This window comes from Microcoleus sp. D3_18_C2 (genome assembly GCF_036702395.1).
In the GTDB taxonomy this organism is placed as follows: domain Bacteria; phylum Cyanobacteriota; class Cyanobacteriia; order Cyanobacteriales; family Microcoleaceae; genus Microcoleus.
This window is the reverse complement of record NZ_JAUBTG010000030.1, coordinates 52,922-74,234: the sequence shown is the minus strand read 5'-3', so window position 1 is coordinate 74,234 and position 21,313 is coordinate 52,922. Positions and strand designations below refer to the sequence as shown.

Here is a 21,313-nt window from a genome sequence, read left to right as displayed (position 1 = left end):
TTATTGCCCCCGCATTTATCCGTGGGGTCGCCTCTAAAATCTAAAATCTAAAATCTAAAATCGCGCAATCGATTGACGCATCTACAAACAACTGAAAAACCCGGTTTCTCGAAGAAACCGGGTTTATGAATACCCTAAAAGTCGATCGACTGGGAATTGGCAATATTTGTTATGCAGCACGCTGAGTTAACAATCCCCAGATGAAAAGTAGAACTAGCGCACCTACGACTGCAAAAGCTATGCTGGGTAGAGTCAATGCTCCGAAGGATGCTCCCCCGCTCGTCCCCAGTAAGACTTGACCTAGATAACCTCCCACTAGGGCGCCCAAAATTCCTAAACCTGTTGTTGCCAGAAAGCCACCGCCTTGAGTTCCCGGATAAATGGCTTTGGCTAGCGCACCGGCAATCAATCCTAAAACGATCCAAGCAATAATTCCCATTTCTCTTTCTCCTGAATACTTAAACTTTTCTTGTGCCTTGTCTTATGTTCTAAGAATAACAACCCCTATCCCGCCCTTACCTCTACCGCAGGGATGAACCGAAAGTGGTAGGATTTCTCATGAATCGTCGGAGTTTGAGGCTGTTTAATATCTCAAAAGACTTAACCCACTTTTTCGAGGGAAGAAAGGTACTTATGCTCAAAGCAAAAGGGAAATAGGAGAATCTTTTCTGGGACTTTTTGTGTTTTGGTGGTTAAAAAAATTACAATATTTCTGTGAAATGAGGAAAGTTTGCGCCCGATGGATCTGACTCTGTGCATGATTGTGAAGAATGAAGAGGCAACACTGTCGCGGACTTTGGACAGCGTTAAGGGTGTTGTTGACGAAATGGTGGTGGTGGATACGGGATCGGGCGATCGCACCCGTGAAATTGCGCGAGGATATGGCGCGAGGGTTTATGACTTTGAATGGTGCGACGACTTCGCAGCGGCGCGCAATGAGTGTCTCAAGCACGCCCAGGGCGACTGGATTTTGGTATTAGATGCCGATGAGGTTTTGGTACCGGAGATTCTACCTCAAATAAAGCCGGCAATTGCGAGCGATCGGCTGCTGCTAATCAATCTCATCCGCCAAGAAATCGGTGCCTCTCAATCTCCCTATTCCCTAGTGTCGCGCTTGTTCCGTAATCGCCTCGATATCCGCTTTTCTCGCCCTTACCACGCAATGGTAGACGACAGCGTGGCTGAGATTTTGCACAGGGAACCAAATTGGAAAATAGCTTCTCTCCCCGATGTGGCGATTTGGCACTCTGGTTATCAAAAAGATGCGATCGCCGCCAAAAGTAAATTCCAAAAAGCTCAAGCAGCAATGGAACGCTATATCGCTTATTATCCAAACGATGCTTATGCTTGTAGCAAATTAGGTGCGCTTTATGTAGAAAGCGGGCAAATCGGGCGGGGAATTAATTTATTAACTAAAGGCTTGACTGCGGAGGCAATTAATGATTCTATTCTTTACGAACTCAACTATCATTTGGGAATTGCATATCGCCAGCAGCAGCAATTTGTTAAAGCAAAAGAACACTATCAAGCGGCAATTAATACAGATGTGTTCCCCGCGCTCAAGTTGGGTGCTTACAATAATTTGGGCAATTTGCTCAAAGATGAAGGAGATTTGAAATCTGCTGAAAAAGCTTACAAAGCAGCTTTAAAAATTGACCCTAATTTTGGAGTAGGTCACTACAATTTGGGACTGACGCTGAAGGCAGCCGGAAATTTAGCAGATGCGATCGCCTATTACCGACAAGCGATAAAAATCGATCCCGAACACGCGGAAGCTCATCAAAACTTGGCAGTAGCCTTGCTGAAAATTGGCAAAATGCCAGAGAGTTTAGCAGAATTCAAAAGAGCGATCGCCCTTCACGAGCAGCGCCGCCCCTTTGAAGCAGAACGCCTGCGCCGGGGACTACAAGAAATGGGTTTACTTTAAACTTGTTACCAAATAATTTGTAGGGGCAATCCCACGCCCGGTTGCCCCTAGAACCGGACGGGGTAAGCACGGGGGCATTACTGCAAGAAATCGGTTCGATCTAAACTTGTTAGGATCGCGAATTAAATAACTTATAATTTTAATTGTTATTGTGGGATGGGCGTCCCGCCCGTCCACTCATGACGGGCTATAAGAGCCCATCCCACTTTCAAGAGTGGAAGTTATTTAATTCTCATTCCTTACCAAATAATTTGTAGGGGCAATCCCACGCCCGGTTGCCCCTAGAACCGGACGGGGTAAGCACGGGGGCATTACCCCTACAAACTGTAACAATTACCAGCAAAATCAAGAAATTATCTCTACTTTGCCGCTATCCAAATCGTAGCGGCCCCCAACAACTTTAAGCTTGCCCGCTTTGACTGCTTCCGCTAAAATAGGCGACGAGGATTGTAACTTATTTACATTCATTTTCACATTAGCTCTGACTGCGTTATCCCAGGCATCGCCTGTTTGACCTTTGGTCGAATCAACTGCAGGTTTAATCGCCGCCACCAAAGTGCTAATGTGACCAGGCACAGCTTTACCATCTAAAGCTGCTTTGACAGCACCGCAGCGTTCGTGACCCAGAATTACTAATAGTGGCACGCCTAATTCTAAGGTGGCATATTCTATATTCCCGAGAACCACATCGTCGAGAAAATTTCCAGCAACTCGAATATCAAATAAGTCGCCTAATCCTTGGTCAAAAATAATTTCGGGAGCAACGCGCGAATCAGAACAAGCCAGGATGGTTGCAAACGGATGTTGACCCTGTGCTACTTCTACAACTCGCGATCGAGCTTGGTCGGGAAATGTCCGTTTTTGCTCAATGTAGCGTTCATTACCCTCCATCAATTTCTTAAGAGCACTGTTAGGAGTAATGTCAGTAGGAGTAAGGTCAGAGATTGCCTCTGCCTTTGCTGCTTCGGCTTGTAAAAACGCAGGTGCCAAGCTGGCCGCCAGCATCCCTGCACCAGCCCTCAGCATTAAATTCCGTCGCGAAATCATGCTTCTACTTTCGCTTTCATTCATTGTTTGTAACTCGGTTCAATTTTTTCTATTTATACCCTAAGATATACCACAAGCTCAGCCAGACTTCTTTGATTTTTCTTTACAAGCTGCTCCGGCACAATATAAACTTCAAAAAAGTAGCCCATTTTTATTTCATTCATATTTTATTTAGTAAAGTCAACGGCAGTCATCCTTCTGCGGACAGGGATGCTAGAATGTATCTAAAACGACAATTATTTATCAATGGATCGAAATGTCCTACGTCGCCAGCATTCATATCTATCCGGTAAAGTCCCTTGACGGCATAGCAGTCAGTCAAGCAACTATTCTAGCCAGCGGAGCTCTAGAAGGCGATCGCTCTTTTGCAATCTGCGATGCAGCAGGAGAATTGGTTAACACTAAGCACAACAGCGGAGTCCGTTTTCTACGCTTATCATTTGACATCAAAAAGAGAATTGCCGGCCTGAAAATTCAAGGCACCGAACAAGAAATATTTTTTCATGTAGATAGAGAACGCTTGGCAATAGAATCTTGGTTGACCAGCTACTTCGGTTTCCCTGTCAAATTAATTGAAAACTTGCTGACAGGTTTTCCCGACAATACCGCTGCACCAGGGCCAAGCATTATCAGTACCGAAACAATTGCCGAAGTTGCATCTTGGTTTCCGAGAGTCTGCGTTAACGAGATGCGCCATCGCTTGCGAGCTAATATTGAAATAGGAGATGTCCCGGCTTTTTGGGAAGACCAACTTTTACCACAAGCCGATGAAATTGTGAGGTTTAAAATAGGGACTGTAATATTTGAAGCTATTAATCCCGGTCATCCCTGTATCCTATCTACGCAAAATTATGCGGCGCAAGCAAGCGATCTAAATTTTAAAAATATACTAACAGCCAAGCAGAAGGAAATTATGCCTGACTTGGTAAAAAAAGGGCATTTAAATCACTTTAGTCGGCTGATAGTTAACACGCGGCTCGCACCTCAACCAGCAGAAAAAATATTACATATAGGAGACGAAGTTCAAATTATCACCGTCAGCAAATCCCTATTTAATACCATTTCTGATTAGTTGTAGGTTACGAATCTGCTCAAGCCGGCGGCAACTCCAAAGTAAGTTGACCCAAAACACCAGTTCTAAAATCGTTTAACATCTGTCTCGCCGTTCGTTCGACATCTCCTTTATACTTGTCTTTTGCGACCTCGTGCAAATAATCTTCACCATTACTAGAGGCTGCATCTAATTTATACCTGGATTTGAAACCAGATAGTGATATCAACGTGTCATCAGCCGCCTGCAGCCCTTGGAGTAAATCTACCATCGCTGCTGCTACTACCTGATTGTCGTAAGCTGCTTCGCCAATATCTTCGCAAATAGCTAATTTTATGGCATTTTCTTGATTGTTAATTCGGGTTGGGATCACTCCGGGGGCGTCTAATAATTCAATTTCGTCAGAAATGCGAATCCATCGCAGCGATTTAGTTACTCCAGCTCTGCGGGCACTGTCCACCACTCTCTTCCCTAACAACCGATTAATTAAAGCCGATTTTCCGACATTGGGAAATCCCATTACCACTGCCCTGACTGGACGGGGCAGCATACCTCGATCGAACCTTCTTTGATTTAGCTGCACCCCAGCATTCTGCACCGCATCCGCCACATCATGTACTCCGTGACCGTGCTCGGCATTAGTAAAATATGCAGTTTCCCCCTGGGACTCAAACCATGTTTCCCACGCCTCGCGCGCGCGAGGCGTAATCATATCCATGCGGTTGACGACCAATACTCGCGGCTTGCCGCCCACCCAACTCGGCATTTGGGGGTGATAAGTAGCCAAGGGAATGCGGGCATCTCGGACTTCGAGCACCACATCTACCCGCTTTAGCTGTTCTTTTAATGCCCGTTCAGCTTTGGCAATGTGACCGGGATACCAGTGAATTTTCATTAGTTATTAGTTATTAGTCATTAGTCAGCAGTCATTAGTCAGCAGTCATTAGTCAGCAGTCATTAGCCACCAGTCATTAGTCAGCAGTCATTAGCCACCAGTCATTAGCCATTAGTCGCTGTGTCAGGGCGGGTTTACGCATACCCTGGATTTACATAATAGATACGGGTGAACCCGCCCCTACAGAATCTAGGTTTATTTAGTCGGACACGATATAACACGTGACTAATGACTAATAACTAATGACTAATAACTAATGACTAATAACTAAGGCACAATCAAAACTGCACAAGGAGACAGATTGATCACCCGATTGGTAACGCTGTCAGACGCCCCATCATCGGTTAAACCCATCCCCCGACAGCCCATCACAATCAAATCGGCCCCAATTTCGTCAGCCACATCGCAAATCGTGAAAGCAGGTTTGCCTTCCCGTTCGATGATTTCAGCTTCAATTCCCTGCTGGGAAAACATCGATTGGGCCTCAGAAAGAAGTTTGGCGACTGCTTCGGGGGAAGTCATCACCTCTGACGGTGGGGCGTCGCCCTCCTCGGCGGGGGGTTCGACTACCGACAGAATAACTAAACGAGCACCGTAGGTTTTCACAATATTGACAACCTTTTCGGCAGCTTCGCGGGCTTCTCGGCTTTGATCTACAGGAAATAAGACTGTCTTGAACATACTGCACATCTCCGGGACACGGACTCCGATAAAATGTTTAGGTTAAGCCAATCAGTGCCGTTTGTTCCATCTTCCGTTTTTTGTACGGGCGCGGTTGAATGCGTCCGAGGCCGGGGTGCAAGTTACCAGTGCCGCCATTTCAACGGAATTCGACAAAAACACACATATTAGGAGGTTAATCCTGTGACAAAAAAAACTGTAGCAAATTTATCGGCATCGGACTTATCGGGCAAACGGGTATTGGTGCGGGCGGACTTTAACGTGCCGCTCGACAACGGCAATATCACCGATGATACTCGCATCCGGGCGGCTCTGCCGACAATTCAAGATTTAGCGTCCAAGGGCGCTAAGGTGATTTTGTGCAGCCACTTCGGCCGTCCCAAGGGTGTGACGGAGAAGTTGCGCTTGACGCCGGTTGCTGTGCGCCTGTCGGAATTGTTGGGCAAAGAGGTCAAAAAGACTGACGACTGCATCGGTGATGAAGTCGCTGCTACAGTCGCCGCGATGCAAGATGGCGATGTGCTGTTGCTAGAAAATGTCCGCTTCTACCCAGAGGAGGAGGCAAACGACCCAGAATTTGCTAAGAAGTTAGCTTCTGTGGCCGATTTGTATGTCAATGATGCTTTTGGTACTGCTCACCGGGCTCACGCTTCTACTGAGGGCGTTACTAAGTATCTGAGTCCTTCTGTGGCTGGGTTTTTGATGGAGAAGGAACTGCAATATCTCGGCAGTGCGATCGACAATCCGCAACGTCCTTTAGCTGCTATAATCGGCGGTTCTAAGGTTTCCAGCAAGATTGGAGTCATTGAAAAACTGCTCGAAAAGTGCGACAAACTGCTGTTGGGCGGTGGCATGGTTTTCACCTTCTACAAAGCTCGCGGCTTGAACGTGGGCAAGTCTTTGGTGGAAGATGACAAGCTTGAACTGGCTAAGTCTTTGGAAGCTAAGGCGAAGGAACGGGGAGTTGCTTTTCTGTTACCTACTGATGTGGTAGTTGCTGACAAGTTTGCTGCTGATGCTAACACTCAAACTGTCCCTGTTGAAAGCATCCCTGACGGTTGGATGGGTTTGGATATCGGCCCGGATTCAGTAAAAACTTTCCAAGATGCTTTGGCCGATTGCAAAACTGTCATCTGGAACGGGCCGATGGGCGTGTTTGAGATGGAGAAGTTTGCTGTGGGAACTGAAGGTATTGCTCATTCTTTGGCTGGACTTACTAAAACTGGTACTACCACAATTATCGGTGGTGGTGACTCGGTGGCGGCTGTGGAACAGTTGAATTTAGGCGAACAAATGAGCCACATTTCTACTGGTGGCGGTGCTAGTTTGGAGCTGCTCGAAGGTAAGGAATTGCCTGGTGTTGCTGCTTTAGATGAAGCTTAATTAAGTTAAGTAGGGCGGGCTTTGCCCGCCTTGCTGGAAGCAGGTCTATATCTTTGGCTGCGAATCATTTTTTTGAATATTTACCGCAGAGGGCGCAGAGAACGCAGAGGAAGAGAAAAGAGAGAAGGATATCGGTTTTAAGTCTATAGTTTGCTAGTATAATTTGTTTGAAGTAGCAGTGAGGTTTGTTTGTGAAACTTAAACTCTTGGCAACTGTAGCGGCAAGTTTAGCTTTGTTTGGGCTGGCAGCTCCCGTTCAAGCTCAAAATCCAGATCATGTTAGGCAATTGCTGGAAACTAAAGAGTGCGAAGGCTGTGACTTGAGAAATGCTGATTTGTTCAAGGCTAGCTTGTACAGAGCTAATTTAAGAGGAGCGGATTTAAGCGGAGCAAATCTCTATGAAGCTAATTTGCTGGAAGCGGATTTAAGTGATGCTAATTTGGCCAATGCTAACTTAGTTAATGCGGAGATGTACGGGGCTGAATTGAATGGTGCTAATCTGCGAAATGCGGATTTGTCTAATGCTTTTTTGGGGCGAGCGAATCTGACGAGTGCGGATTTGCGCGGTGCTAAACTTTTTAATGCGAATCTGGGCGAAGCTTATTTGCTGCAAGCTAATTTGTCGAATGCCGATTTGAGGCGTTCGCTGCTGTTTAGAGTTAATTTGAATCGTGCGAATTTAAGCGGAGCGGATATGTCTTTCGCGGATGTGCGGGATACTAATTTGCAGAATGCTATTTTGTCAAATACTCGGCTTCCGAGGGCTCAGTTGGCCGGGACAAATATTGATGCGGCGAATAATGTGCGGCAGGGTGATTTGGAACGGGCAAACTTCCGGGGTACGAATTTGGGGCCAGGGGTTTGTGTGATAACTAATTATCCTTATTGTGTTTTGAATGTGGAAGAAAAATTTTAGACTCTAGTTTTAGCTCCCAGATGAATCTGTAGAGTAAATCTAAAATCTAAAATCTAAAATCTAAAATCCCCTGGCTGGCGCACCCTAGGTTGATATCCGAGCTAAGTTTGAGGTGGTTTGTATCCTCTTTCTAGGGCAAATCTCACAAGCTGAGCACGATTTTCTAACTGTAATTTGCTGAAAATGCTGCCTAAATGAGCTTGCACAGTCCGGGGGCTAATAAACAGCCGATCGCTAATTTGTTTGTTAGTATAACCCTGGATAACCTCCCAAAAAACTCTTTCTTCGGCTGGTGTTAAAGGCAAAGGTGCAGGTGGTGGCAATACTGCCACAAATTGTGGTTCCACCGCCCTACCGCTAGAAGTTTGCAGCAGTCGGACAATTTCGGCGTGAATCCGGTGAGAGCGCTCTAACTGCGCTTTTACCTTGGCTAAGATTTCTTCAGACTGAAAAGGTTTTACCAGATAATCGTCACCGCCGATCGCATGACCTTCAACTTTTGACTCCAACTCGCCTTGACCCGACAAAAATATAAAGGGGACTAATTGTCCCAAACGGGTAGTTCTCAAACGGCGACAAAACTCAAACCCGTCCATTTCCGGCATCATGACATCTGAAATTACCAAATCTGGGGGGGCATTTTCAAAAATCGAGAGCGCCTCCACCCCTGAATTAGCGCATTCCACCCGATATCCTTGACTTTCCAGGTACATTGCTAAGACTGTTTGACAGTCTGCTTCGTCGTCCACCACTAATATTCTTTCCATGACAGGCTTGCACCAATTCCAGTTGGACAGTTTTTGAAACTGCCAGTCCCAAAGTAGGAACTTAATTGAGTTTACCTCCTGCAACTTGATAAAGGCTCGCAATTTCAACACGCCACACTTTCTCAAATCGTCCGATTAGGGGCGCCTAGCGCATAAAAGGGGAAGCAGTAGAGCAATATGGGGAACAATCTCCTTCTTTGACTCGCCTATCATCAAAAGCTACAAATTTTTATGAGGAAGCGTCCACTTTTCTGCAGAAAATAGAAGGTAAAAGAAAGAATTTTATCCTATTAAACAGAAATCTTAGTGACACTTATACTATTCCTAGACGCGACATTGAAAGGTTTTTAGATTTTTCTGGTTCGGACACAGGTACAAAAGGGACAACGCGACCAGGTGCTGCTGAGGGCGGCCCGAACAAACTCGGGGCGGCAACCAACATACTTTCAATTATCGCCGCTGGTTCGGGGCGACTGAACAGATACCCCTGCATGATATCGCACTGATGTTGTTTCAAAAAATCTAGTTCTGCTTCTGTTTCCACTCCCTCAGCAATTACGGTCATATTCAAACTGTGACCCAGTAAAATTACTGCTGTAGTAATAGCAGCATTTTGAGGATCTTCGTTGGCATTACGGACGAAAATTCGATCGATCTTTAAACTGTCAAAAGCAAATTGCTTAAGATATCCTAAAGTAGCGTAACCGGTGCCGAAGTCGTCAATAGCAATCCGAATTCCTAGAGCTTTTAGTTGGTTTAAAGTAGCGCCTGCTACTGTCGCATTTTCCACCAAAGCGCTTTCGGTCATTTCTAATTCTAAATTAGCAGGCTCTAAACCTGTAGTTTCCAATATTTGCACGATTCGCGCCTTGAGTTCCGGGTCGGACAACTGCCGGGCCGACAAGTTTACTGATATTGTAAAGGGCGAAAACCCCGCCGCCAGCCAACTAGCGGCTTGAGCGCAAGCTGAAAGCAGTACCCACTCGCCAATCTGAATAATTAAACCTGTTTCTTCTGCTAAGGGAATAAATTCGCAGGGAGAAATTATACCTCGATCGGGATTTTGCCAGCGCACTAAAGCTTCGGCGCCGATAACTTGGCCTGTCGCAATATTCACCTGGGGCTGATAATATACCTGAAACTCGCCTTGTGCCAAAGCGTGGCGCAGCAAAGCTTCGAGAGCAAACTTTTCAGGAGAGAGAGTCGTAACCTTGGTGGAGTCGTTAACTAAATCTTTGAGTCTGGCTTCTGCTTGGCTAAGCGCGACTGTCAGCGGTTGAGTAATAGTTTGCCGTTTCAAGACGCGAGAAGCAATGGCTCCCAGCAATTCAGCCTTGGTAAACGGCTTTGTCAGGTAATCGTCGGCTCCCAATTCCATCCCGCGACGAAAATCGGTTTTGTCACTTTGAGCCGTGAGGAAAATAAATGGAATTGTTGCAGCTAGCGAGTTTTGCCGCAGAGTCCGCAACACGTCATAACCGTCGAGTTCCGGCATCTGCACATCGCACAAAATTAAATCCGGTATCTCCGAAAGTGCCATCTGCACTCCAACTCGACCGTTCTCGGCCGCAATGACCCGGTAGCTGTGAGATTCCAGGAGTTGCAGAAGAGTTTCCCGGATTAATTCGTCGTCTTCAATCACCAAAATTTTGAGCATGATACTTAGATAACAGATGGCACTATATATCTGAACCTGACTAACTCTAGCATACTCAAACTAGGGAATTAGTAATTGGGCCAATTAGCCAATAAATGATTAGCCAAATGGCTGAATATTTTCCCTCGGTTCTTAAGTCACAATCAAAGAACTGCCGAAATTGGGAATATCTCGCTCTCTTTCAACAGCAGAAAAGGGCTGCACCCGACTCCTTTGATAAACTTTTATGACAAAATTAGCAATATTTCTCATAAAAAAATTTAGCGAACAGTTTCAGTGCGCCGATGGCGGAAATTACTCAGGCTATCACTTATATGATGTCCGGTTAATTGTTGATAATTAGCCCGTGTTTTTACTGACAAACTAGAGTTTTCTCTCAATGGATGAATCAGGATGCTGCATCCTGATTCATCCAAACAAAGATACTTGCTTTCAGACAACAGTCGTGGAGAGATCAAAATTTTAGATTAAGGTTCAATCTCCCAGATTCATCTGTGAAGTAAATCTAAAATCTAAAATCTAAAATCGACTAAGGGATAACTTAACTAGGGATCGCGAATTAAATAACTTACAATTTTAATTGTTATTGTGGGATGGGCTCTTATAGCCCGTCTTTTTTGGACGGGCTATAAGAGCCCATCCCACTTTCAAGAGTGGAAGTTATTTAATTCTCATTCCTATGGTTCTATAACCGGAAATCCTATTATCCACGGCCTTAATTCACAGGCTTAGTGGAATTGGCGCAAAATTTTTCATCTACAATTGCAGAAGTGATACTGACAGCGTGCATGGATGATGACGGAATTATCAGGTCTCGCGGAACTACCCTGGTCTTTTTACAAACCAGCTCGCTACTGCCTACAGAGGCAAAGTTCCAAGCATAAAATTCGGGAGTGCTGACTGTCGCATTGGCCGGATGTAAACCTAGTGCAGTCACCAATACTAATCCCAAAGTCACTAAAGCTACGATCGCGAATCTCAGCATATTCTTTGTTTGAACCCGACAACTTATCTGATTGGTATTACCTTATTATTGCCTGGGTGGATAGAGAGCGTCAATCGATTTTAGATTTTAGATTTTAGATTTTAGATTTTAGAGGCGACCCCACGGATCAATTCGGGGGCTCCTTTATCGGATACAGGTGTTTTATTTCTGGACGGATGAATCCGGGAGCTTGTATCCTGGATGCTCGATCGTCAATAGCAGTTATTCTGCCGTCAGATTCAACTCGTAAGCGATCGGCTCAGATGCTTGAGAAACTACCACAAATTCATAAAAACCAGTATCATCCAGCAATCCCGACCAACTCAGCCCTTCTGCATCTTCCAGCAAAGCTCGCGCGCCCTTTGTCCGCCCTGGAGTATAAATTGACAGTAGCGTAGATTTGCGCGGGGCTTGCAAATTCACGCGCAAAGTTTGATTTTGAGCCAACCTGGCAATGTAAGCTTTCCCTTCTCCGGGTTTGAGATTGCCTGTGAGGCTTTTGCTCTTCGATAGGCGGTCAAATTCGACGCTTTCGACAGTTGATCCAGCTTGTAAGGCTTCGAGTTCGTCGGCGGTAATTGCTTGCCAAATTTGTCCGATCGGCTTCCCGATGAGATTGCGATCGCGCGGCTGTTGTGGAAACCAATAAAAGAACCTCGCATCAGCCAAATCGTACAAAGCCCGACTGCTCAAATTCAGCTTGTTAACCTCTGTTTTCCAGCGATCGATATCAGTGGTGTCGTAAGTGCCCAACCGTGCTCTAGCGTCGCTGCTGAGATTTTCCAGCTTATCGAGCAACTCGTCGCCGATTTTCTGCCACCTTTCGCGCCATTGGCGATCGTCATCGCCTTCTTTTAACAATCGTCCCCCCAATTCCGGGTATTTGGCATAGAAAGTCTCGTCCACAAGGTTGACGTAACCGCTATAGAATCGATCGTCAATTTTGAGCTTGACAAACCGATCTTGCAAAGCATCTTCTTGCTGCTGCTTCGGGTTTGAAGGCTGGGAAACGTTCTGCAATTTTGATTTCAGATTTAACAAAGAATTGCCCGCCAACCAGCCAATTCCCCCCATACTTGAGAGCACCGCCACCACAAACAAAACCATTTTCCAAGCAGGCATCTTTTGCTGATTGCCAATAGCAGCAACTCGCACCGGAGTTCCCGGCAGTTTTGGCGCGGGGGCGGGCACGGGTATCGGCGAGAAATCCGGCGGCTGCGTCATCCCAAAATCCGGGGCTGCTGGCAAAGGTGGCTGTAAAGGCGGATTCCCCGAGAGAGCGAGCATTACCTCGCGAGCCGAGGAGTAACGCTGGCTCGGCTGTTGAGCAAGCATTTTATCCAGCACCAGGGACAAATTCGGAGACAGAGAACATTCCGCCCGCCAATTCCAATTCAGCGTCTGGCTGTCGAGCAACTGATGGGGTTCCTTCCCCGTCAGCAACACCAAAACCGTGGCCGCCAGAGCGTACAAATCGCTGTGGGGAGAGACGATGCCCATCTGCATCTGTTCGACGGGAGCATAGCCGAGCTTGCCGATGCGAGTCGCGGGGGCGGGAGTGCCGTTAGCCTCAGCGAAAAGAGACTCTACGGTGGCGGCGACTTGTTTTACTCCCCCAAAGTCGATCAGCACGGGCATCCCGTCAGAACTCCGCAGAATCAGGTTGTCCGGGGAGATGTCGCGGTGAATCACTCCTAGAGAGTGAATGTATTCGAGCAGGGGCAAAATCTGCAGCAGCAATTGATTGATTTCTGCTTCTATGAACCGCAAACCCTGACGCTTGCGGGCGTCGAGCAGAAAGCGGTAGGTTTGGCCCGGCACGTAGTCTTGGACGAGAAATAGGTAGCCTCGATCGCTGATACTGACGCGGAAGAGTTCGCGAAAGCGGGGGATTTGATTGTGTTGCAGCTTGTAGAGCACTCCCGCTTCCCGCTCGAACAGTTCCTCGGATTTTTGTAAAGCGTAACTTCCGTGTACTTGGGGCGCAAATTCTTTTAAAACGCAGGGTTCGTTAAATCGGTGGGCGTCTTCAGCGAGGTAGGTGCGCCCGAAGCCTCCGTGTCCCAATTCGCGGACGATGCGGTAGTGGTTGTTGAGAGTTATGCCGGGGTAGATGGGATTGTTCATTGGAACTTGCTGCGTCGGATTTTCACGCTTGACTGAGACTGGGAGTTTTGGGCGATCGCTGAATTAATCTTGACATACTGTGTCAGTGTTTATTAGTCGATCGGCAGCTTGGTCATCACCTGCGGTTATTGTTAAAAAAGCGGTTTCCTGCTATAGAAGTTTATCGACTGCGCCAGCATTTCGATCGACCTCAAAGTGTGTTCAAATTTTTAGTGTCGAGCCCAATGTGCGATCGGGTGTTAGCGCTACTAATTGAATTTTGAGCGATCGAGGTGCAAAATACGCATTTTAAGGAGCAAATCATGCAGCCAGAACAGCGTCAGCGAGCAATTGGGGCGTTTGAAGAGTTTTTGAGAGCGCCGCTTGAGGAACGATTGAAACACCAGCAGAATCGAGTTGCCGAATCCGGGGCGATCGCGCTTTTTCAAAGAGTCGCGGCCACAGTACCAGCTTACCAGACTTTCCTAACTGAACATAACATCAATCCCGCCTCAATTCAAACCTTTGAAGACTTCCAAAAATTGCCGCTAATTACCAAAGAGAATTATTTACGCTGTCACCCGCTACCTCAGTTGTGCTACCAGGGCAAATTAGAAACTTGCGATTTCATTGCTGTTTCATCGGGTTCCACAGGAAACCCGACATTTTGGCCGCGTTTTATCAGCGACGAGTTGCAAATTGCCGCTCGTTTTGAACAAATATTTCACGACAGTTTTTACGCCGACAATCGCTCAACTTTAGCTGTCATTTGCTTTGCGTTGGGAACTTGGGTAGGCGGAATGTACACGGCAAATTGCTGCCGCTATCTAGCGAGTAAGGGCTATCCAGTTACAGTTGTGACACCTGGGAATAATAAGACTGAAATATTCCGAGTTGTGCAGGAACTTGGGGAGCATTTTGAGCAAGTAGTTTTGTTGGGATATCCGCCATTTATCAAGGATGTGATTGATAGCGGAATTGCTGGGGGTGTGGAGTGGCAAAAATACAGAATTAAGATGGTGTTTGCGGGGGAAGTGTTTAGCGAAGAATGGCGGAGTTTGGTGAGCGATCGCACTAATTCTGACAATCTATATTACAACTCTGCGAGCCTTTACGGTACTGCGGATGCGGGCGTTTTGGGCAACGAGACACCGCTGAGCATTTGCATCCGCCGCTTTTTAGCAAACAATCCCGAAGCTTCCCGCAATTTATTCGGGGAATCGCGGTTGCCAACGCTGGTGCAGTACGATCCGAAAAGCCGCTTTTTTGAAGTGAATAATGACGGCACGCTATTATTTTCTGGCGACAACGGCATCCCGCTAATACGCTATCACATCTCCGATAACGGCGGTTTAATTTGTTACGAAGCAATGCTCAATTTTTTGGCTGAATGGGGATTTAACCCTGTGGCAAGTTTGCAGCAAGCAGCAGGTATGAAAGTTTCTGAGTTCCCCAGAGGAATTCGCTGCTTGCCCTTTGTCTATGTATTTGGGCGATCCTCTTCGAGGGCTTCGCTAACGCACTTTACCGTTTCCTACTTCGGTGCTAACATTTACCCGGAAAATGTCACCGTAGGTTTAGAAGTTCCCACGATTCGGGAATGGGTGACGGGAAAATTTGTGCTGCAAGTCAAGGAAGATGTGGATCAAAATCGGTTTTTATCGGTGGTTGTGGAATTAGCAGCGGGGGTGGAGGGCGACGAGGAGATGCAGCAGGCGATCGCATCTTCAATTCTCGCGCAATTGCGGCGGCTAAACAGCGAATTTGCTAATTACGTGCCGCCCGAATATCAGTTACCTGTGGTGACATTAACTGCGATGGGTGATGCGGAGTATTTTCCGATTGGGGTGAAGCACAGATACACGCGGCAGTAAGTAGTTTGAATTGATGAGCTATCCGTTTTCAAAAGTCTTGTGTTATTCTATAATTAGGGTGACATTTGATGGTTCAGCTTAGAATAGAATATGCCAGCCCAAGACATCTACCACAATAATGTCAGAACAGCCCTAGAAAAAGATGGGTGGACGATAACCAAAGATCCCCTACCCTTAAAAATTGGCAAACGTACTCTCAGCGTCGATTTGGGTGCAGAAAAACTATTTGCTGCCGAAAAGCAAGGTCGCAAAATTGCTGTAGAAGTCAAAAGTTTCGTGAGTGCTTCACCAGTTCATGACTTAGAACAAGCTGTTGGACAGTATATTGTTTACGAAGATATTCTACAGCGAGCGGAACCTGAACGGATAATATATCTGGCAATTCGTGCAGAAGTTTATGCACAAATTTTTTCTGAACCTATCGGGCAGATTTTGTTAGAGAACAAGAGATTTAAACTAATAGTTTTTGATTCATTAAAGGAGACAATTGTCAGATGGATAGACTAGATGAATATCGCCAAATTATTCGCAATGTTTTAGATAGTTATGCCCAGATTTCTTACGGACACGGAGAAATTAAAAGCAGCGTTATTGTTGACAGCGAACAAAACAATTTTTTACTAATGCACGATGGCTGGCAAGGGCCTAAAAGAATTCACGATTGTATCGTTCATGTGGAAATTATCGACGGCAAAATCTGGATTCAACACGATGGTATAGAAACGGGAATTACTCCAGAACTTGTAGAATTAGGAGTGCCTAAAGACAAGATAGTTTTAGGGTTTCATCCGTATCATGTTCGGCAACATACGGGATATGCGATCGCCTAAACCAGCTTACAATACAGGAAACAGGTTTTCATATCTCTGCCGACTATTCTGAAAGCCCGATCGCACTTTTTGCCGAAAAGCGCGATCGAACACCAAAAAATTCGTCTTTAACTATTAGCAATTATCGTTTTATTGACCGTCAGTTTGTCTGAGAGCCGCCAGAATTTCCGGTCGTTTCATGCGCGCGTAGCCCCGCACTTTCCGGTCTTTGCCGATCGCCTTCAAGCCTCTCAGCGAAAGACTTTCGTAGTCATCCTCTGGGGACGGGGGCGGAAACGGCAACTCTAACTGCAACTGCGGTAACTGAGGTTTTTGCTGTGCTTTCGACTGCTTTTTCTGCTGCGTTTTTGACTGCTTTTTCGGCGGTGCATCTGGCTGTCTCTCTGAGTTAGTCGCTGCGGCTCCCAGTTGGCGGCGGAGCGTTTCAATTTGATTTTTCAGGTCATTTTCTACCTCTTCAATGGCGTCGGAGACAAACTGATTAATTGTTTGGACTGTCCGTTCTAATTTTGTTGACAGCAGTTTTTCCAGTTCATCCAACTGTCTCAAAGCACCTTCAAGATTTACCTCAGAAATAACAGCCGATGTTGGCGGACGGTTGCTGCTCGATTGTTCAACTTTTTTAGCCATTTTATCTACCTTTTCATGAAATGCTTTTTCCACTTGTTCGAGCAAATGCTTAATCTGTTCTATTTGGTTACGCTCAAAGTTCTGCTCAGTTAGAGCTTTTACGTGTTTTTTTAGCAGGTCTTCATTTTTTTTAACAGATTGTTCTATTTGTTTTGTTAGACTATCTACCTTTTTTTGAAATGATAGCTCTAATTGTTGCAGTAGAGTCTCAATTTGTGCAGTTTTCTGAGTCGGTTGCGGAGCTAAATGTTCCATTTCTGCTTGAGCAACAGCTACCTCCTCGTCGGTCATTTCAAATACCCACGCCCACATTTGCTCGATGCCGAGTTCTTTAGCAACAATACACCAATCTGAGCCGCAGACAACTTCATATTCTTCTTCGTTGCTGTAAGCTTCTGTAGGGCGTACAATTAAAGGAATCAAGTTGCTGCCTTGCTCGATCAGACTTCTCCTGAGAGCTTCGCGGCGTTCGCGAGGAATTTCGCCCCGATGAGGCTCTGGTACTGCAATTTGGGAAGTGTAAATCTGACTGTGACTAATGGGCTTAATCCGCAAATATTCAACTATTCGGTTTTGATCGGACGATCGATCCATCTTGTTACAAGTCCCCTTTTGTCATTAAAATCTGGTGTGTAGGTATTTATGTATATCTACGCGGCTTCCCGTGGGGTGACATCCCTGACGATGGCGTCGGGCCCTCGCCCGTGCTACGGCAAAAGTTACTGCAATTCCTAAAAAAAGCGACTGTGATGAGTTTAACTGCCTGTGGGACACCAATGATCCACTGCTTTACTCATCTTTACTTATTTTGGAGTAGAGACTCACTGAGTCAAAGTTGCCAGTAGCCGCAGGATTTGCGAGTTATGAGTATTTTTGCCACTTGTCAATTATTTTAATCATTGTTTTGTCGGTTAACCCTTTAACACGTTCCACCACATTTGCAAATGAGACAAACGGCCGCGCATCTCGCTCTTTGAGTATTATTTGGATTACTGGAAGCTTCAATCCAGCATCTTTCAAATTAGCCGACAGTTGATTTTTCTCTAAAGTATTGAGTGCTTCCAACAGCGACATTGATTCGGAAGCTACGTTGGCAAATTCTGGTATCCTCTCTACCACCATTTTTTCGGGTGGCGAGTCTGCTTTCAACTCATTAATTTTGTTTGCTAACCCAGCTTCAACTAACAGAGGTACTTGTTGTAAGATTCGGTTTTCAATTTCTTGTATACTCTGCGCTAAAACTTGTTGTTCACGGGCGTATTCGGCTTTTAATTCATTGATTTGAATTGCAAACAAGGCTTGAATATTCGTTAGTCGCTGTTCTAAACTAGATGAATCTTCGGTAGTTTCATTTTCACCTAAATGAGGGACTTCGACCAAAGAAACCGGGTTTTTTATGGAATCTGCGGGCGGCGACGAAGTATTTTCGTACAAAAACCCGGTTTCTGGGTTCTCAACTAAATTTTCAGTTTTGGCTGATTTCCTCAGCGCTTGAACTTGCTCTAAAAGCAGTCCTTCATTTTCTGGTTCAAGAATAAATGCTCCGATTGTCTCGCCTTTTTGAGGGTGAATTTCCCTGGCTTTCGCAGCAGCGTAGTATTCAAAGTCTCCGTCTACTATCTCGTAGGCATCCATACCGTTGCGGCGGACAATTATGGGGTTGATCAATCCTCCTAATTCTAAAATCAGTTGCGCCAGTTTCTCCAAATCCGGCTCTGCAAAATTGGAACGGGGCACTGCGGATGTAATTTTTTTAACTGCAACCAGTGACGGAGATAATTTTTTCATTAGTTTTTACCTATTTTTTCCAAAACTTCGAGTGCTAGCATTTCAAATTCTTGGGATGCGATAGAATCAGGCTTAAAGTCTAGCACTGAAATCGGATCGGCGATTTCCATATTTCCCACGATTTGAAATTGTTCTGCACACTTTGCTAAATCGTCTCTCTCGTAAATTACGCTGTCCATGATTTCAAAGCCGTAGCGTTTGGGAATTGCCTCCCTCCGCTTGGGCAAACTGTACTGTACAAATTTAGCATTAGTTGAAATTTTGCAAGGGAGGACGCCTAAAACTTCTAGTGGTTTCTTGCCAATTTGTTTTTTGAATCCGTTAACTTTTTTGATAAAGTCCTTGACATTAATCAGTCCTTGATTGGCAAAAGGTTTTAAGTCAGAAGGAATAATTAAATAATCCGCCGCAATTAGGGCAACTCTAGCATAAAAATTCAAAGAGGGCGGCGTATCGATCAGTACAAGATCATATTTCTCCTGTACTTCTGCTAGTTTTTGAATTAAAATCATTCGGCTGTAATCTAGTTGATTTAGTTCCGTTTCATATTGCATTAAATCAATATGGGAAGGAATCACATCTATTTCGGGATGGCAAAAATTAGACTTGCGAGCTACTTCTGCGATGGAGAAAAAGTCTTCTGATTGCAAAACTTGAAGAATATTATTATCTTTCAAATCGTCTTGTTCTTCATCCTCAAATTTAACTAAACCTGTCGCAAAGGTTGTATTCGCTTGACTATCTAAGTCAATCACCAAGACTCTCTTACCTTTCTTGCTCAGCGCCGCAGCTAAATTGACTACTGTTGTAGTTTTGCCAACGCCGCCTTTGTTATGGTAAACTGCAATGATTTTCATAATATTTTGAGTTTTTTGGGGAACGGTTACATCGGATTTAACTTGAGGCTTAACTGGATTATTTTCAGGTATTTGTTCCGGTTCAGAGATTTGACTTGGCTGAGCTTTTGCGGTGGCGGGATTGTGGGGCTGTACTGGGACTTCGCTAATTAACTCAGGACTAACCAAATTAATTTTATTATCTTCCAGTTCTAGATGAACGGGAGTTTTTATAGGTTTTAAAGTATTTCTGCCAATTAAAGCGATAATTTCATCAATTCTATTTTCAAGGTCTTGTCCAGCACACTTAAAGACTAGCTGAATATCATCGGCGACTCTTTGGTAAATTCTAATTTCTTTACCGTTAGTTATGAGTCCGTAGCGGATGCTCAAACTTGTTAAATAGCGATTGAGTTTTCGCAGGTGGCGGTCTAAATTTTCCTTGGGATGTTTAGCCTCCATGACTACACTCATCGGTGAGTCTGTCTCGACAACTATGGGGATAACTTGGGTGGCAAATGAGAGGAAGTCTAGACGAATATTCCCAAATGCTATTTCTTGGTGCCAAGTGTCGGGGGTATAGCCTAGTTTTGGTAGCAGATAGCTGACAATGAGTTTGCTTTCTACTTCGCTTTCGTTGCGACAGTTATTGGGATTGAAAGTCATTCGATTTTAGATTTTAGATTTTAGATTTTAGATTGGGAATGACTGATTTAATAATGGTAGGGATTGTGAGATTGACAGTAGGGCGCGCATTCCGCACCTTACAAAGGCTACGGATTGTAATATCGAAAAACCCGGTTGTGTTTGACAAACCGGGTTTTTCAGGCATTTATCGCGTTTCAAACTTACTTTGTTTGAGCGTTAAATTCTTGCAATGTCTGATAGCCGCCAGCGGGATCGTATAGGTGACAGTTGTCGGCAATCCGCTTCATTAAAGACCAAGAAAATTCTGTTTCGTAGAGATGATCTTGCCAGTTTTCCTTTAAGCTGCTGTGGGCGAGGCGCAAATTGTACCAGGGAATAGCAGTTGAAAGGTGGTGGGGAACGTGGACGTTAATGTCGTGGCACAGAAACTCTACCCAGCGGGGATAATCGCAGTGAACTGTTCCCGATAGTTGCGCTTGGGCTTCGTTCCATTCTTCGGGTTCTTTAAATGAAATGTCTGGTGCTGTGTGGTGGACGATCGTAAAAGTGCTCATCCAGAAATGGTAAACCAGCCAGGGCATCAACCAAAATTTGACAAATCCCCAAATGCCTGTGGTTGCAATTAAAATCGGAAATCCGATCGCAGCACCGATTAAAACGACAAAAACTGAAAACCGCACTTGTTCTTGTTTCTGTTGACCTTTGAACCGCCACCACATAAAGTGTACTTTTGCCCAGTGGGCGATCGAACCGATCCACCACATCCGACCGAAAATTAAACTATAAGCTATTTGTAAAGCCTTGGGAGCAGCAGCGTAGTCTTCTGCTGTCATCGGCTGCCAAGCATTATCCTCACCAAGTTTATTGGTGTGCTTGTGGTGGTAATTGTGGCCGTGCCGCCATGCGTGAAACGGATAAATTAACGGCAGAAAAGCAATATGTCCGACTAAATCGTTTACCCAGCGGCGGTTAGCAAATGACCGGTGCCCGCAGTCATGGCCGATCACAAAAAAACCGGTTAATCCGGTGCCTGTGAAAATCCACATTAGGGGCAGTAGATACCAAGGCGATACTGCTAAGCCCCAATAACCAACAGCAACGAGTAAAACGTTGACGATTACTTTTGTCCAAGCTTTGCGGGGGTTTTTGACGAATACTTCCCGCGGCAGGGTTTTGAGAATATCTTTGAGGCGCAGGTTGGAGGTGTCACTTGCGGATGTCAAATTTAGTGGTTTTTCGATCGATGCTGTCATAAATTGATTTCGATTCTCCGTATGCCATGACGATGGCT

At 45.4% G+C, this 21,313-nt stretch carries 19 protein-coding genes; 7 read left to right on the top strand and 12 right to left on the bottom strand.

All coding sequences use genetic code 11. The features are described 5' to 3' along the window. Positions 1-169 precede the first annotated feature (169 nt). A complete protein-coding gene (locus QUA88_RS18325) occupies positions 170-439 on the bottom strand; it encodes a GlsB/YeaQ/YmgE family stress response membrane protein (protein ID WP_333052822.1) in 270 nt (89 codons plus the stop codon). A 300-nt stretch (positions 440-739) separates the two neighbouring features. Between QUA88_RS18325 and QUA88_RS18320 the strand changes: the two genes are divergently transcribed. Further along, positions 740-1,927, top strand: a complete 1,188-nt coding sequence (locus QUA88_RS18320) for a tetratricopeptide repeat protein (protein WP_333052820.1) — start codon at positions 740-742, stop codon at positions 1,925-1,927. A gap of 345 nt (positions 1,928-2,272) precedes the next feature. Here the strand turns inward: QUA88_RS18320 and QUA88_RS18315 are convergent, their stop codons facing one another. Continuing rightward, the gene (locus QUA88_RS18315) at positions 2,273-2,998 is read right to left on the bottom strand and encodes a carbonic anhydrase (protein WP_333212395.1); all 726 of its coding nucleotides are present in this window, start codon (positions 2,996-2,998) and stop codon (positions 2,273-2,275) included. Positions 2,999-3,230: 232 nt separating this feature from the next. Between QUA88_RS18315 and QUA88_RS18310 the strand changes: the two genes are divergently transcribed. Continuing rightward, positions 3,231-4,046, top strand: coding sequence for an MOSC N-terminal beta barrel domain-containing protein (locus QUA88_RS18310; protein WP_333052817.1), 816 nt, complete (start codon positions 3,231-3,233; stop codon positions 4,044-4,046). Between the two features lie 19 nt (positions 4,047-4,065). On the opposite strand, the gene ylqF is transcribed toward QUA88_RS18310, so the two are convergent. Further along, positions 4,066-4,920, bottom strand: coding sequence for a ribosome biogenesis GTPase YlqF (ylqF, locus tag QUA88_RS18305; RefSeq protein ID WP_333052815.1), 855 nt, complete (start codon positions 4,918-4,920; stop codon positions 4,066-4,068). A 267-nt stretch (positions 4,921-5,187) separates the two neighbouring features. After that, positions 5,188-5,601, bottom strand: a complete 414-nt coding sequence (locus tag QUA88_RS18300; protein WP_333052813.1) for a universal stress protein — start codon at positions 5,599-5,601, stop codon at positions 5,188-5,190. A gap of 183 nt (positions 5,602-5,784) precedes the next feature. On the opposite strand from QUA88_RS18300, the gene QUA88_RS18295 reads away from it, so the two are divergent. Together QUA88_RS18295 and QUA88_RS18290 are read left to right on the top strand one after the other, a co-directional pair. Then, positions 5,785-6,984, top strand: coding sequence for a phosphoglycerate kinase (locus tag QUA88_RS18295; RefSeq protein ID WP_333052811.1), 1,200 nt, complete (start codon positions 5,785-5,787; stop codon positions 6,982-6,984). Positions 6,985-7,175: 191 nt separating this feature from the next. Further along, positions 7,176-7,901 carry a pentapeptide repeat-containing protein gene (locus QUA88_RS18290; protein ID WP_333052810.1) on the top strand — a complete coding sequence of 242 codons (726 nt, stop codon included), beginning with the start codon at positions 7,176-7,178 and terminating at the stop codon, positions 7,899-7,901. A gap of 101 nt (positions 7,902-8,002) precedes the next feature. On the opposite strand, the gene QUA88_RS18285 is transcribed toward QUA88_RS18290, so the two are convergent. The 4 genes from QUA88_RS18285 to QUA88_RS18270 form a co-directional block, all read right to left on the bottom strand. Beyond that, entirely contained in the window at positions 8,003-8,779 is a 777-nt protein-coding gene (locus QUA88_RS18285; RefSeq protein ID WP_445243023.1) for a response regulator, read from the bottom strand. A 202-nt stretch (positions 8,780-8,981) separates the two neighbouring features. Further along, positions 8,982-10,325, bottom strand: coding sequence for an EAL domain-containing response regulator (locus tag QUA88_RS18280; RefSeq protein ID WP_333212390.1), 1,344 nt, complete (start codon positions 10,323-10,325; stop codon positions 8,982-8,984). Between the two features lie 715 nt (positions 10,326-11,040). Further along, the gene (locus tag QUA88_RS18275; RefSeq protein ID WP_333052807.1) at positions 11,041-11,310 is read right to left on the bottom strand and encodes a hypothetical protein; all 270 of its coding nucleotides are present in this window, start codon (positions 11,308-11,310) and stop codon (positions 11,041-11,043) included. A 222-nt stretch (positions 11,311-11,532) separates the two neighbouring features. Beyond that, positions 11,533-13,437: a serine/threonine-protein kinase gene (locus QUA88_RS18270; RefSeq protein ID WP_333273011.1), complete on the bottom strand. Its 1,905-nt coding sequence runs from the start codon at positions 13,435-13,437 to the stop codon at positions 11,533-11,535. A 302-nt stretch (positions 13,438-13,739) separates the two neighbouring features. Here QUA88_RS18270 and QUA88_RS18265 point away from each other — a divergent pair, with 302 nt between their 5' ends. The 3 genes from QUA88_RS18265 to QUA88_RS18255 all read left to right on the top strand — a co-directional run bounded on the left by QUA88_RS18265 (position 13,740) and on the right by QUA88_RS18255 (position 16,120). Next, entirely contained in the window at positions 13,740-15,290 is a 1,551-nt protein-coding gene (locus QUA88_RS18265; protein ID WP_333273008.1) for a phenylacetate--CoA ligase family protein, read from the top strand. Positions 15,291-15,380: 90 nt separating this feature from the next. After that, a complete protein-coding gene (locus tag QUA88_RS18260) occupies positions 15,381-15,797 on the top strand; it encodes an element excision factor XisH family protein (protein WP_333052804.1) in 417 nt (138 codons plus the stop codon). Next, on the top strand, positions 15,785-16,120 hold the full coding sequence (locus tag QUA88_RS18255; RefSeq protein ID WP_333052803.1) for a XisI protein: 336 nt from the start codon (positions 15,785-15,787) through the stop codon (positions 16,118-16,120). The genes QUA88_RS18260 and QUA88_RS18255 overlap by 13 nt, the downstream gene beginning before the upstream one ends. Before the next feature lie 129 nt (positions 16,121-16,249). On the opposite strand, the gene QUA88_RS18250 is transcribed toward QUA88_RS18255, so the two are convergent. From QUA88_RS18250 to QUA88_RS18235, 4 genes are all read right to left on the bottom strand, one after another. Then, on the bottom strand, positions 16,250-17,344 hold the full coding sequence (locus QUA88_RS18250) for a Rho termination factor (modular protein) (protein ID WP_333052801.1): 1,095 nt from the start codon (positions 17,342-17,344) through the stop codon (positions 16,250-16,252). A 267-nt stretch (positions 17,345-17,611) separates the two neighbouring features. Beyond that, the gene (locus QUA88_RS18245; protein WP_333273003.1) at positions 17,612-18,538 is read right to left on the bottom strand and encodes a ParB N-terminal domain-containing protein; all 927 of its coding nucleotides are present in this window, start codon (positions 18,536-18,538) and stop codon (positions 17,612-17,614) included. Continuing rightward, positions 18,538-20,040 carry an AAA family ATPase gene (locus tag QUA88_RS18240; RefSeq protein ID WP_333052798.1) on the bottom strand — a complete coding sequence of 501 codons (1,503 nt, stop codon included), beginning with the start codon at positions 20,038-20,040 and terminating at the stop codon, positions 18,538-18,540. Before QUA88_RS18240 ends, QUA88_RS18245 begins: the two co-directional genes overlap by 1 nt. Positions 20,041-20,222: 182 nt before the next feature. Then, positions 20,223-21,275 carry a fatty acid desaturase gene (locus QUA88_RS18235; RefSeq protein ID WP_333233589.1) on the bottom strand — a complete coding sequence of 351 codons (1,053 nt, stop codon included), beginning with the start codon at positions 21,273-21,275 and terminating at the stop codon, positions 20,223-20,225. Positions 21,276-21,313: the final 38 nt, after the last annotated feature.